The organism is Caproicibacterium amylolyticum (assembly GCF_014467055.1).
Lineage (GTDB): Bacteria > Bacillota > Clostridia > Oscillospirales > Acutalibacteraceae > Caproicibacterium > Caproicibacterium amylolyticum.
In genome coordinates, this window is record NZ_CP060696.1 from 2,050,830 (window position 1) to 2,064,286 (window position 13,457).

The following is a 13,457-nucleotide window of genomic DNA, read 5'->3' on the forward strand; positions in this document are numbered from 1 at the left end:
TTGAAATGGTGGGCGAAACTTTTCGTAAAAGATTACGCGCAAAAAAGCTGCAGCGAGTTTCCTGTGAAACCCACTGCAGCTTTTCTTTATTCCATTTCTTGTCTTCGCTTATGCTTCTTAACCGCCACAATCACGATATAGACCACCAAGAAGGCACACAGCACTACAATCAGCGTCAGAGTATCCCCAGCGCCGCCCATCTTTACCTCTGCCCACAAACTATCCAGCAGAGTGCTGGTAGAGTTCGGCAGGTTTACAAAGACCTCTGATTTATCCAGAATCTCCTGCGGCGGATAGTAAATCGGGTTGTCCGTCACTTCCTTGGGCAGCAGCTTTTTCGCTTCTGTTTCCGGTGTAGAGTAACCGATATAAGAAAGATTGGCAGCAGAAATCTTCGGGTCACACAGGAAGTTGATGTACGCTTCCGCGGCGGCTTTGTTCTTACTTCCCTTGGGAATACACAGTGCATCCACAAAGAAGTTAGTCCCCTGCTTTGTGGGAATCGTAAAGCCAATATTCGGATTCTTATCCACCAGTGTTGCCGCGTCACCCGCGTAGTAGGGAGCAATCCACGCTTCGCCGGAATCCATCTTATCAAAGATCTGGTCCATGACATACGCCTGCACCAGCGGCTTTTGCTCCTTGAGCAGCGTCGCGGCTGCTTCCCACTCGTTTACGTCCGTGGTGTTGTAGGAATAGCCCAGTCGTTTCTGCGCAATGCCGAAAGCGTCACGCGGGTTGTCAAACATCAGGATTTTTCCGGCATACTTTTTGTCCCACAGAATGTCCCAGGACTTGGTTTCTTCCTCTTTGACATATTTTTTATTATAAAAGATGCCAACAACGCCCCATGTGTATGGTACCGAATATTCATTCTTTTCGTCATACTTCGGGTTGCGGTACTGCTTGTCGATATACTTGAAATTCGGGATATTTTTAAAGTCCAGCTTTTCCAGCATACCTTCCTGTGCCAGCTTGCTCACCATGTAATCGGAGGGAACAATCACATCATATTCCGCACCGCCGCCCGCCAACTTGGAGTACAGGGACTCGTTGGTGTCAAAGGTCGTATAATTTACATGAATGCCCGTGCGCTTAGTAAATTCCGCGTTGACATCCATGGTGCCGTCTGTGCCGTTGCTGATATACTCGCCCCAGTTGTAAACGTTGATGGTCACACCGGTGTCGGCGGCTTTCTGTGTACTGCCGGAGGAAGCAAACGCGGGCAGTACCGTGCTTCCAACCGCGAGCACTGCCAAAACAACCGCAAAAAATTTTTTCATGCTGCTTCCGCCTCCTCTGCTTCTGCCTGCAGACGTGCCGCCTTTGCGGAAGTACCGGACTGCCGCACATTCACAATGAACAGCAGTACCAGAATCACTGCAAACAGTACTGTGGAAAGCGCGTTGATTTCCGGGCTGATCCGCTTTCTGGTCATGGAGTAAATATAAATCGGCAGCGTCTGCGTAGTACCGCTGGTAAAGTAACTGATAACAAAGTCATCAATAGAAAGCGTAAACGCCATAATGGAACCGGTAATGATACCGGGCAAAATCTGCGGCAGCACAACTTTAAAAAATGCCTGAAATGGGGTGCAGCCCAAGTCCTGCGCGGCTTCGTACAGGTGCGCGTCCATCTGCAGCAGCTTTGGCCGCACGGACATAATCACATACGGCAGGCAGAACGTAATGTGCGCAATAATCAGGCTTCCCATGCCAAGGCTTGCACCCATCATACGCATCGCAATCACAAACAGCAGCATCATGGAAACGCCGGTCACGATTTCCGGGTTGACCATGGGCAGGTTCGTCACGTTCATCGCCATACGGCGGCTCCACTTGCCTTTCAAGCTGTTAATACCGATAGCGCCGATGGTGCCGAGCAGGGTGGAAACCACTGCGGCAACCACGGCGATAATCAGCGTATTGCGCAGTGCCTCCATAATCAGCCGGTCAGAAAAAAGCTTCTGGTACCAGCGCATAGAAAAGCCGGAGAAAACGGAGCGGCTCATGGTGCTGGAATCATTAAAGCTAAACAGGATGAGGACGAAAATCGGCGCATACAAAAACAGAAAAATCAGCGCCATATAAATTCTGGAAACGGTTTTCATATCATCATCGCCCCTTTCTCCTCGCCATCGTCAAACTGGTTCATAATGCCCATGCAAATCATAATCAGCACCATGAGTACCAGTGAAATAGCGGAACCAAGATTCGGGTTGTATGCGGAGCCAAGGAACTGCATTTCCACCACGTCGCCAATCAGCAGATTTCCCCCGCCGCCCAGCATCTTACTGATGATGAAAGTGCTGACCGCTGGAACAAACACCATCGTGATGCCGGAAATCATGCCCGGCATACTCATGGGCAGCGTCACCTTGCAAAAAACCTGCACACGCCCCGCACCAAGGTCCTGCGCCGCTTCCAAAATGGAATTATCGATTTTGGTAAGAACCGTGTAAAGCGGCAAAATCATATAGGGAATGTAGTTATAAATCATGCCCAGTACCACTGCGCCCGCGGTGTTAATCATGTGCACCCGCGGCAGGCCAATGGAAACGAGCAGGTTGTTAATAATTCCGTTGTCCTCCAGCAGAGTCATCCAGGAATAAGTCCGCAGCAGGAAGTTCATCCACATGGGCAGCATGACCAGCATGACCATGACATTCTGCGTTTTGAACTTCATATGTGCAATGCTGTACGCCAGCGGGTAGCTGAGCAGCAGGCAGATGACTGTAGCCAAGGCACCCTGCCAGATGGAGCGCAGAAACACATTGCTGTACTGCCCCACCTGCTGGATGTTTTCCAGCGTGAAGCCGCCTTTTTTGTCCGTAAAGGCAAAGTACAGCACCATGAGCATAGGCACAACTGTAAAAATAATCATCCAAATCAGGTAGGGAAACAGCGCTTTTTTTGCTTTCATTCGGCTGCCTCCTGCTGTGCTTCTTCTGCCTCTTCTGCTTCTTCGGAAATCAGAATATCCTCCTCCATTTCATCACTGAAGGTGCTGTAATCGCCGAAGGAACCGGAGTAGCTGGACTTGTGCATGATGTGGATATCATCCGGCTCAATTTCCAACCCAATGTGCTCACCCACACCGGTGTAGTGGATGGACTGAATCATCCACTTAAAGCCTTTGACATCCACAATAATTTCGTTGTGTACACCCTTGAACGTTACGTTGGTTACTTCGCCGTGCAGCGGGCTTTTTTCCGGTGCCACAACGTCAATATCCTCCGGACGGATAACCACGTCGACCGGCTCATCCTTGCGGAAGCCCTTGTCCACACAGCGGAATTTGCACCCTGCAAATTCCGCCAGAAAGTCTTCATGCATCATACCGTCTATGATGTTGGATTCGCCGATAAAGTCTGCCACGAAGGCATTTTTCGGCTCGTTGTAAATATCCTGCGGCGTGCCGATCTGCTGAATACAGCCGCCGTCCATTACCACAACGGTATCACTCATGGAAAGTGCTTCTTCCTGGTCATGCGTGACAAACAGGAAGGTAATGCCGGTCTGCTGCTGAATTTTTTTCAGTTCCACCTGCATATCCTTACGCAGCTTCATGTCCAGTGCACCCAAAGGTTCATCCAGCAGCAGCACCTTCGGGTCATTCACCAGCGCGCGCGCAATGGCAACACGCTGCTGCTGCCCGCCGGAAAGGCGCTCCACGCTGCGGTGCTCAAAGCCGCGCAGATTTACCATTTCCAGCATGCCTTTTACTGCTGTCCGAATCTCCTTTTCGGATTTTTTGTGAATGCGCATTCCGAACGCAACGTTATCGTAAACATTCAGGTGCGGAAACAGCGCGTACTTCTGAAAGATCGTGTTGACCTCGCGCTTGTAGGCCGGTGTGTCGTTGATCTTTTTTCCGTTAAAAAAGACATCGCCTGTGTCTGGCGTGACAAAGCCACCGATAATGCGCAGTGTGGTGGTTTTGCCGCAGCCGGATGGCCCCAGAAGTGTAACGAACTCGCCGTCACGAATGTTCAGGTTAAAGTTCTGGAGCACCGGCTCGCCGTCAAACGAAACAGCGATGTCTTTGAGCGAAATAATTGGTTCTTTTTCCAATAGAGATGCATCCCCTTTGCGGTAATTTAGTTACGTTGAGCCAGGCATGGTTAAACGCTACCCCCGGTACTGTGTCTTTGCTGCGCCCCGCAAAGGATTTTTCGCAGTCGATATCAGACATTTGGGCCTGAGGTTCTGCGGCAGCAAAACAGCGCCAAGTTTTCGTTAGATGCAAACGCAACAACTGATATAATAATGTGTATACTTCATTCTGTCAATGATTTTTTGAAAAAAACGTCAAATTTCTGTAGTATTCTTAAAATGCTGTTAAAAAAGTTCAGATTTACTCTGTTTTCCTCCTCGATTCTCCTGTTTCCTCTGTCCGCATTTCAGTGTTGTGATGTTGCGGATTCCACTGGCAGATGCATGTGTGCGGATGCTTCCCGCCATTTGACCGGGTAGCCCGCGCCGTGCGAACAAAACACAGAATCGGGTGTGTTTTCCACATCCCGTTCCGGCTCATACGCTGCCTGCTCCACCACCTGCTGTGCATTGTGGCATGGTTTGTAACCACAGAACGAAAGTGAAATGCTGCCCTGCCCTTTTGTAAATGCAGTCAATTCCGCAGGATAACTCATCAGCTCCGAAACCGGTGCAAAACCACGCAGCAGCGCATGACCGTTTGTTTCCTCCGGCGGCTCACAGGTACCGTGCATCCGCTGAATATCTGAAATCACTCTACCGGAAAGGGCGAAGTCCACCTCCGCCGTGAAAGCATACCATGGCTCCAGCAATACGGACTGTGCCTGCATAAGTCCCTGCCGAATGGCCCGGTAGGTCGCCTCGCGGAAGTCACCGCCCTCCGTGTGCTTCAGGTGCGCCCTGCCGGAAAGCAAGATGACCCGCACATCCGTTAAAGGAGCACCCGTCAGCACACCGCGGTGTTCTTTTTCCAGCACGTGTGTGCCAATTAAGTTCTGCCAGTTTCCCGCCAAAACATCCTGCGGGCAGCGGCTGCTGAAGGTAATTCCGCTGCCGGGGGCGCCGGGCTGCAGCAGCAAATGAACTTCCGCGTAATGGCGCAGCGGTTCAAAATGCCCGCACCCCACCACCGGCGCGGCAATCGTTTCACGGTACAAAATGGAACATTTGCCGAAAGTGACCGCCAAATGATAACGCTCCTGCACCAACTGTGTCAGCACCTCCAGCTGTACTTTGCCCATTACCTGCACTTCCAGTTCCTGCAGCGGTTCATTCCACCGAACGTGCAGCAGCGGTTCTTCATCCTCCAGTTCTCGAAAGCAGGCGAGCACTGTTTTTGCCGGAACGGCGCTGTCAAACAGCACCCGCGCGGAAAGCATGGGCTGCAAAGAAAAAGCGCCGCCGCGTTTGGCACCTTCTCCGGCGGTGTCACCGGGATTCAGATTCTTCACACCGGTCACCGCACAGAACTCTCCCGGCCCGACTTTCGGCGCAAGCGTGTAACGGCCGCCCTGATAAATGCGCAGTTCATTGCATTTTTCTTCCGTTTGCTCTTCCCCCGGAACTCTCAGCAAATCTTTGGGATGCAGTTCGCCGGACTGTACCCGCAGAAAAACAATTCGGCCGCCATTGTCATGACGGACTTTATAAGCTTTTGCCTGAAACGGCTCGTCCGCTTTTCCCTGCGGCAGCTGTGTCAGCAGAGAAAGGCCGCAGAGCAGCGAATCTACTCCCTCACCGGAAAGTGCGGCACCGGTGAACACCGGAACCAATTTGCGGCTGCTGAACAGTTTTTGCACGTTTGCAAGCCAAAGCTCCGGTATGTATCCCTTTTCCAAATAGGTTTCCAACAGCGTGTCATCAAAATTTGCCGCCGCTTCCGCAAGTGATTCTTCCATGGTGCCATCCTGATGCAAACCACCTGTAAAATCCACACATGGTGCGGTAAGTTCTTTGCAAAACTCCTGAACAATTTCCTTTGGCCTGGCACCGGTTCGGTCAATTTTGTTGAGAAACAGCATGGTTGGAACCTGCTGCTCCCGCAAGAGCCGCCAAAGTGTGCGTGTGTGTCCTTGTATCCCCTCCACGCTGCTGACTACCAGAACTGCACAGTCCAGCACACTGAGGCAGCGCTCCATTTCTCCCGAAAAATCCACATGGCCGGGAGTGTCCAGCAGAGTAAAGCGTCTGTCCCCCACTGTAAAAGCAGCCTGATCTGCAAACACCGTAATGCCCCGCTGCCGTTCAATATCCGAATAATCCATAAATGCTTCCTGCCGGTCAACGCGCCCGGCTTTACGCAGTGCACCGGACTGATACAGCATCTGTTCAGAAAGTGTGGTTTTGCCTGCATCCACATGCGCCAGAATGCCCACAGAAGTCATTGCCGGTATCTCTGCCATCGTTCTGTTCCTCATTTCTCATTTGATTCTTATTTTCAGTATACCACAATACCACAAAAACGCACTTCCACCCGTAAAATACACAAAGAGCCGCTGTTCTGCACAGAACAGCGGCTCCAGGGGGAAATTATGAAGAAAGAAAAAGAGTTGTAAACAAAAGGATAGCGTTGAACTGGACAGCAATGTTTTTAGCTGGCTTTGTGCAACCAAAAACTGTCGTGAAAAGGCAAGTTAGGCAAATGGATTTTCGTCCTTATAAAGATTGCCCGCAGGCTGGTTGTATGCAATGTCCTTTACGCCGAGATACTGGAAGATGCTGTACAGTGCCTTTCCGCAGTGCTGGAATGCCACTGCGCCGTGGTGCGGGTAACGCTTGCCAACCAATACATGGCGGTAGAAGCGGCCCATTTCGGGAATTGCAAATACGCCAATGCCGCCGAAACTGCGGGTTGCAACCGGCAGTACTTCGCCCTCTGCCACATAGCTGCGCAGCTGACCGTCGGCAGTACCCTGCAGACGATAGAAAGTGATGTCGCCGGCGGCGATGTCGCCTTCCAGTGTGCCGCGGGTAAAGTCAGGCGTATTGCCGTTTTCCAGCAGGCGGTTCTGGATGAGCTGATACTTCACAGCACGGTCAGCACACAGCTTGCAGCTCGGAGTGTTGCCGCAGTGGAAGCCCATGAAAGTATCGTTGAGCTTATAAGAATACTTGGTCTTAATGTCTTCATTGTAAAGGTCAGCCGGCACAGAGTTGTTGATATCCAGCAGAGTAACGGTGTCGCCGGTTACGCACATACCAATGTACTCGGAAAGTGCACCGTAAATATCAACTTCGCAGGAAACCGGAATACCGCGGGTGTTCATGCGGCTGTTGACGTAGCAGGGCTCAAAACCGAACTCTTTCGGGAATGCAGGCCAGCACTTGTCCGCAAAAGCAACATACTTGCGTGCACCCTTGTTTTCTTCTGCCCAGTCCAGCAGGGTCAGTTCAAACTGTGCCATACGCGGAAGCATATCAGGATACTGGTTGCCAGTGCCCAGTTCTTTGCTCATATCGGCAACAACATCGGGAATGCGCTTGTCATTGGCATGTGCACGGTAAGCAATCAGCAGATCCAGTTCGCTGTTTTCCTGTACTTCAACGCCGAGGTCATACAGCGGCTGAATTGGCGCGTTGCAGGCAAAAAAGTCCTGCGGACGCGGGCCGAAAGTGATGATTTTCAGATTGGACAGGCCAATCAGAGTACGGGCAACCGGTACAAAATCTGCAATCATTTCTGCAATTTCGTCTGCGGTGCCAATCGGGTACTCCGGAATATAGGCATCCAGATGACGCAGGCCGAGGTTGTAGGAGCAGTTGAGCATACCACAGTATGCGTCGCCGCGGCCATTAATCAGATCTTTACCGGTTTCTTCGGCAGCCGCTGCATACATGACCGGGCCGTCAAAGTACTTTGCAATCAGGGTTTCCGGTGTTTCCGGACCAAAGTTTCCAAGGAAAACGCACAGTGCGTTGCAGCCCTCTGCCTTTACTTCTTCCAAAACCTTCTGCATATCGAGTTCGTTTTCTACTGTAGTTTTTGCCTCGTAAAGATTGACGCCTTTTTTGCCACAGGCGGCTGCCAGTGCGGCACGGCGGCGCTCGGAAAGAGAAATGACGAAACAGTCGCGGCTGACCGCGATCAGTCCCAGTTTTACTTCAGGAATATTCTGCATAGTTGTAAACCTCCATTTTTGTTTGTAGTATGTGCAGTAACGAAAGGATTTTTTCTTTATACGCGCAAATTCTTGCCAGTCAGGCCAATAAAAGCGCCGTCTTTGTCCAATCCGCTTTCCGGGTGGGCAATCAGCCACTTGTTCTGTGCAAACAGCAGTGCGTCCTCGCCGGACTTCTGCGGCACAAATTTCAGCGGCTCATTGGTGCCCTTTGGCAGGGCAACCATACAGCGGAACTTGCCGTTTACGCTGCACGGTGCATAATGCAGGGTGGTTGCGTAAACCTCCAGCAGTGTGCCTGCCGGAACCAGAAAAGCTTCCATTTTTGCAGTGTCGTACTGATGTGTTTCAGGGTCGATGTCCTGCTCTTGGCCAAGCAGCAGGATCAAATCAGTTGCAGCATAATTAATTTCACTGCTGCGGTGGTACTCCACAGCGTCCAGCTGATGGTTTTCACCGTTGCAGTAGCCGACCTGCGTCGGCAGGCCGCCGAAAAGCCGCTCGGAAACTTCCTGCGCTATCGGCAGACTTTCCAGTGCAGAAATGCCCGGCTCATAGATTACGTTGTTGGGAGCGGTCAGTTTTTCCATGGCCTTCTGCAAAGCAGAACAGTCAAAATCTGTGAGGACCCGGCCGTAAGGGACGAACGCCGGAGTGTCTATTTTTTGAATCTCCATGTCATCCTCCTTGTTTGCTTGTTTGGTAATTTTGTGCTCGTGCACATGTTCATCTATACCCTAACATGCAAACAGTAAATTGTCAATAAAATTCTGAAATTTTTTAAAAAAATTTTGATTGACAAACGGATTGGACTATTTTATAGTAATAGTGAAATGTGCACGCACACAAAGGAGGTGTTCCATTGGCAGTCACCATAAAACAGATTTCAGAATTAAGCGGTGTTTCCCGCGGCACAGTGGACCGCGTACTCAACGGGCGCGGGCATGTTGCTCCGGAAAAAGACGCATTGGTTCGCCGGGTAGCCAAACAGCTCGGCTACCAGCCCAACATGGCCGGCAAGGCACTTGCCGCACGCAAAAAATCCTACACCATCGGTGTGCTGCTCTGCTCAGAGGGCAATCCTTTTTTTGAGGAAGTGATTCGCGGAGTACGCGCCGCTGCCAAAGAGCTTGCGGATTTCGGTGTACAGGTACAGCTGCACACCCGCAAAGGTTACAATGATATCCGTTTGGCAGAGGAAATGCACACGCTGGCAAAGGACCTGCACGCTTTGGTGCTGACTCCGGTAAACAGTCCTATTGTTGCAGATGAAATCAACACACTGACCGACTCCGGCATGCCGGTTGTCACGGTAAATACCGACATTGAGGGCAGCCGGCGCATCTGCTACGTTGGCAGTGATTATGCGGCAGGCGGGCGCGTTGCCTGCGGAATGCTTCGCCTGCTGACCGGTGGGAAAGCACACCTCGGCATTTTAACCGGCTCTCTGAAGGTACTGGGACACAACCAGCGCATAGCCGGTTTTCGGGAAGTCATGAAAAAGAACTGCCCGAACTTTACCCTTGCAGAGTTGGAAACAACTGAGGATGACGACATTATCGGTTACGAAAATGCCAAACGGATGCTCTCTGCCAATCCGGAAATCGATTCTCTGTTTCTGGTTGCTGCCGGCGTTTACGGTGTTTGCCGCGCTGTGCAGGATGTCCGCCGCGAAAACCCGCCGAAAATCGTCTGTTTTGATGCTACCCCGCCGGTACGGGAACTAATGCAGGCTAATATTGTACAGGCAGCCATTGACCAGCAGCCTTTTCGGCAGGGATATGACTCCGTACAAACCGCCTATCAGTGCCTGCTGACCGGTGAGCCGCCAAAAAAAGACCGTATTTTAATGGAAAACCAAATCATTATCCGTGAAAGTATCCTGCGGTAAACGAACTTTTGCAGGCTGCTTCCTAAACGGACGAAACTTTGTTTAATTTGTAGAATTTACTTTAAATAACTTCATATAATTATTTTTAAGGAGCTGAATTGAAATGCAATATCTGATTGGTATCGACATTGGCACTTCCGCAACAAAAACTGTTCTATTTGATGAGGATTGCCGCGTAATTGCAAGCGCAAGCGAAGAATATCCGCTGTACCAGCCGCAGAACGGCTGGGCTGAACAGCATCCGGAGGATTGGAAACATGCCGTCCTCGCAACCCTCACCACTGTTCTGAAAAAGTCCCGTGTACAGGGCAGTGACGTAAAGGGTATTGGCCTGTCCGGCCAAATGCACGGCCTTGTTATGCTGGATGAAAACAATGAAGTTATCCGCCCGGCAATTATCTGGTGTGACCAGCGCACCGGCAAAGAGTGCGATGAAATTTACGAACGCGTTGGCCGTGAACGCTTGATTCAGATCACCGCCAACCCGGCACTGACCGGTTTCACCGCTTCTAAGATTCTTTGGGTTCGTAACAATGAGCCTGAAAATTACGCCCGCTGCAAACACATCCTGCTGCCAAAGGATTATATCCGTTTCGTGCTGACCGGTGTTTTCGCGACTGATGTCAGCGATGCCTCCGGCATGCAGCTGCTGGACGTTCCGAAGCGTCAGTGGAGTGAAGAAATCCTGCAGAAACTGGATATTGACCCCGCACTGCTTGCAAAAGTGTATGAATCCCCCGAAATCACCGGTGAAGTGCTGCCGGAGGTTGCGGCGCAGACCGGCCTTGCCGCCGGAACACCGGTTGTCGGCGGCGCTGCCGACAATGCGGCGGCGGCTGTTGGCACAGGGATTGTAACGGACGGCCGTGCATTTACCACAATCGGTACCAGCGGCGTCGTTTACGCGCATACCTCCAAGGTTTCCATTGACCCCAAAGGCCGCGTGCATACTTTCTGCTGTGCAGTTCCCGGCTGTTGGCTGGTTCTGGGCTGTACGCTTGCTGCCGGCCTGTCCCTGAGTTGGTTTCGCGACAACTTCTGCCAAAATGAAGTTGGAACAGCAAAGGGCATGGGCGTAGGCGCTTACTATTTAATGGATCAGGAAGCCAAAAATGTGCCGATTGGCGCAAACCGCCTGCTGTACCTGCCCTACCTGATGGGCGAGCGCTCCCCGCTGCTTGACCCAGACGCGCGCGGTGCGTTCATTGGTTTGTCCGGCATTCACACCAAGCGTGATATGCTGCGTGCCGTAATGGAGGGCGTTACCTATTCCCTGCGTGACTGCTACGAAGTGCTCAAAGAAATGGGTGTGCACATTGATGAAATGATGGCTTGCGGCGGCGGTGGAACCAGCCCGCTGTGGCGCCAGATGCTGGCGGATGTTTACAACTGCCAGGTCAACACCGTGCAGTCCGAAGGACCGGCACTGGGTGTTGCCATTCTTGCCGGTGTCGGTGCGGGGATGTTCCCAAGCGTGCCGGAAGCCTGCGCACGCTTCCTCGGCAAAGACAAGACCTGCGAACCAATCGCAGAAAATGTGCCGCAGTACGAGCATTTCTACAAGATTTACAACAAATTGTACGGTGATTTGAAAGACAGCTTCCATTTGCTGGCAGAATAAAACCGTATCATAAAAAATCCTTCCCTGCAAAAACAGGGAAGGATTTTTTGTTTTATAGCAACCCGCCATTTACCGAATTGTGCGGAAATGCTCTTAATGCAGGAGAATCATATGGCAGTTCCACAACGAATGGTTCCAATGGAGAACGATAATGCAAATCAAACAGGATATTCATGGTATGCACCCGCGAAAGCAGTTCTTCATTCTTCCCTTTATCTTCATAAAAAGCAAGAAACTGCTGCATTGCCTGATAAGGTTTTAAGTTCTTTTCGCCGCCCAAATCTTCGGGCAAAGCGCCGCAGGTGTACTGCCGAAGATGATTCTGATAATCTTTCCAGTTTGAATCCGACAGCGGCTGTAAAGAGAATTTCTGTGCAACCACCCGCAAAAAGTCCGGATAGCACGTCTTGATTTTTTCCATTGCCTGCTGTTGGTCTGCAAATTGCATCAGCAGACGATTTTCTGTCCCGTTGATAGTTATCGAAACTGGGTAAATACACCTTAACCCCCACTGTGTGGAGATGTCCTGCTCTGCAGGAACCGGCTCATTGACTTGCTTAATTTCGATTTTTTGCTGTAAAGTGGTTCGGGAATCAGCACACTGGGAAGCTGCACAAGCAGAACCCATAGTGACCACTGCGGCAAGAACGATTAGAATTCTCTTTTTCTTCAAAGCAGAGCACCTCCATTATTTCACTCATTTTACGCCTTTTGGAACGCACTGTCAATTTTGTAATAAACGTTCACTAAAGTTTCCTATGTTCAAGTGAAATATAAAGTTGCTTACTTTCCATTTAAGGAACTGCAGAAAGCTATGTATTATCGGTTCCTTTGCTATTTAGTCCTCTGTATACAGATTTGTGGAAAGATAGCGCATACCGGTGTCCGCCGCAACTGCTACAATGCGTTTGCCCAAATTTTCCGGCTTTTTTGCTTCCCGAATGGCCGCGAACACAGCCGCACCGGAAGAAGTACCCAGCAAAATACCGTCAGTTCCAGCAAGTTCTTGTGCCGTTTCATAGGCCTGTGCGGTTTGTACGTCCAGCACTTCGTCATAAACCTGCTGGTCAAGTGTCTGCGGAATACGTTCTGGTGCAATCTGATAAAAGCGGTGCACACCAGTAATTTCTGCTACATTCGGGTGTGCCGCATCCGCAACGGAGTCCAGCGAAGGTTCCACTGCGATGACCCGCAGTTTTGGGTTCTTGGACTTCAAATACCGTCCGGTGCCGGAAACTGTGCCGCCGGTACCAACGCAGGCAGCCAACACGTCCACTTCTCCCCGTGTGTCTTCCCAAATTTCCGGCCCAGTCGTTTTTTCGTGCGCCTGCGGATTTGCCGCGTTGGAAACTTGGTCTATAAAAAATACATTCTCCTCTTTTTCTAACAGGCGGCGAAGCTCCGCGACTACTGCCACAAAGTCCCCATCCGTTTCCGCGCCCACTTTTGCAAGCTCCGGCACCTGCGACATATACAGTAACTCCGCTCCATAGGCGTGAATCATGGTCTCACGCTCTTTGCTGACACCGTCCTGCATATACAGCCGCAGGTGGTAGCCTTTTGCTGCCGCAAGCGCTGCTAAACTGATGCCGGTGTTTCCACTGGTCGTTTCCACAATGGTGTAGCCGGGTTTCAGCTTGCCGCTTTTTTCCGCTTGCGCAATCATATTTTCCGCAATGCGGTCTTTTACGCTGCCGGTAGGGTTAAAATACTCCAGCTTCACCAGCAGGTCAGCCTGCAGATGGTGCTTTTTGATGTAGCCGTTCAGACGCAGCAGCGGTGTGTGCCCAATCAGTTCTGTTATAGAATCCCGAATTTCGCTCATTTTAATT

Annotated in this window: 11 protein-coding genes; 2 read left to right on the top strand and 9 right to left on the bottom strand. The window is 51.0% G+C overall.

Features of this window, described 5'->3' with window-relative positions; translation table 11 throughout:
* Positions 1-86 precede the first annotated feature (86 nt).
* The 7 genes from H6X83_RS09810 to H6X83_RS09840 form a co-directional block, all read right to left on the bottom strand.
* Entirely contained in the window at positions 87-1,283 is a 1,197-nt protein-coding gene (locus H6X83_RS09810; RefSeq protein WP_212506308.1) for an ABC transporter substrate-binding protein, read from the bottom strand.
* Positions 1,280-2,110 carry an ABC transporter permease gene (locus H6X83_RS09815; protein WP_212506309.1) on the bottom strand — a complete coding sequence of 277 codons (831 nt, stop codon included), beginning with the start codon at positions 2,108-2,110 and terminating at the stop codon, positions 1,280-1,282. The genes H6X83_RS09810 and H6X83_RS09815 overlap by 4 nt, the downstream gene beginning before the upstream one ends.
* On the bottom strand, positions 2,107-2,922 hold the full coding sequence (locus H6X83_RS09820) for an ABC transporter permease (RefSeq protein WP_212506310.1): 816 nt from the start codon (positions 2,920-2,922) through the stop codon (positions 2,107-2,109). Before H6X83_RS09820 ends, H6X83_RS09815 begins: the two co-directional genes overlap by 4 nt.
* The gene (gene potA, locus H6X83_RS09825; RefSeq protein WP_212506311.1) at positions 2,919-4,073 is read right to left on the bottom strand and encodes a spermidine/putrescine ABC transporter ATP-binding protein; all 1,155 of its coding nucleotides are present in this window, start codon (positions 4,071-4,073) and stop codon (positions 2,919-2,921) included. Before potA ends, H6X83_RS09820 begins: the two co-directional genes overlap by 4 nt.
* Before the next feature lie 329 nt (positions 4,074-4,402).
* On the bottom strand, positions 4,403-6,397 hold the full coding sequence (locus H6X83_RS09830) for an elongation factor G (protein ID WP_246419181.1): 1,995 nt from the start codon (positions 6,395-6,397) through the stop codon (positions 4,403-4,405).
* 231 nt (positions 6,398-6,628) lie between these two features.
* Positions 6,629-8,113 (bottom strand): L-fucose/L-arabinose isomerase family protein, encoded by a 1,485-nt coding sequence (locus H6X83_RS09835; protein WP_212506312.1) that lies wholly within the window; start codon positions 8,111-8,113, stop codon positions 6,629-6,631.
* 56 nt (positions 8,114-8,169) lie between these two features.
* Positions 8,170-8,790, bottom strand: coding sequence for a DUF4867 family protein (locus H6X83_RS09840; protein ID WP_212506313.1), 621 nt, complete (start codon positions 8,788-8,790; stop codon positions 8,170-8,172).
* Positions 8,791-8,975: 185 nt separating this feature from the next.
* Here H6X83_RS09840 and H6X83_RS09845 point away from each other — a divergent pair, with 185 nt between their 5' ends.
* Complete coding sequence (locus H6X83_RS09845) at positions 8,976-10,004, top strand: LacI family DNA-binding transcriptional regulator (RefSeq protein WP_212506314.1); 1,029 nt, start codon at positions 8,976-8,978, stop codon at positions 10,002-10,004.
* A gap of 103 nt (positions 10,005-10,107) precedes the next feature.
* Complete coding sequence (xylB, locus tag H6X83_RS09850; protein ID WP_212506315.1) at positions 10,108-11,625, top strand: xylulokinase; 1,518 nt, start codon at positions 10,108-10,110, stop codon at positions 11,623-11,625.
* A gap of 52 nt (positions 11,626-11,677) precedes the next feature.
* On the opposite strand, the gene H6X83_RS09855 is transcribed toward xylB, so the two are convergent.
* Both H6X83_RS09855 and H6X83_RS09860 read right to left on the bottom strand, forming a co-directional pair.
* Positions 11,678-12,298 (bottom strand): hypothetical protein, encoded by a 621-nt coding sequence (locus tag H6X83_RS09855; RefSeq protein ID WP_212506316.1) that lies wholly within the window; start codon positions 12,296-12,298, stop codon positions 11,678-11,680.
* Between the two features lie 165 nt (positions 12,299-12,463).
* Positions 12,464-13,450: a PLP-dependent cysteine synthase family protein gene (locus H6X83_RS09860; protein ID WP_212506317.1), complete on the bottom strand. Its 987-nt coding sequence runs from the start codon at positions 13,448-13,450 to the stop codon at positions 12,464-12,466.
* Positions 13,451-13,457 lie beyond the last annotated feature (7 nt).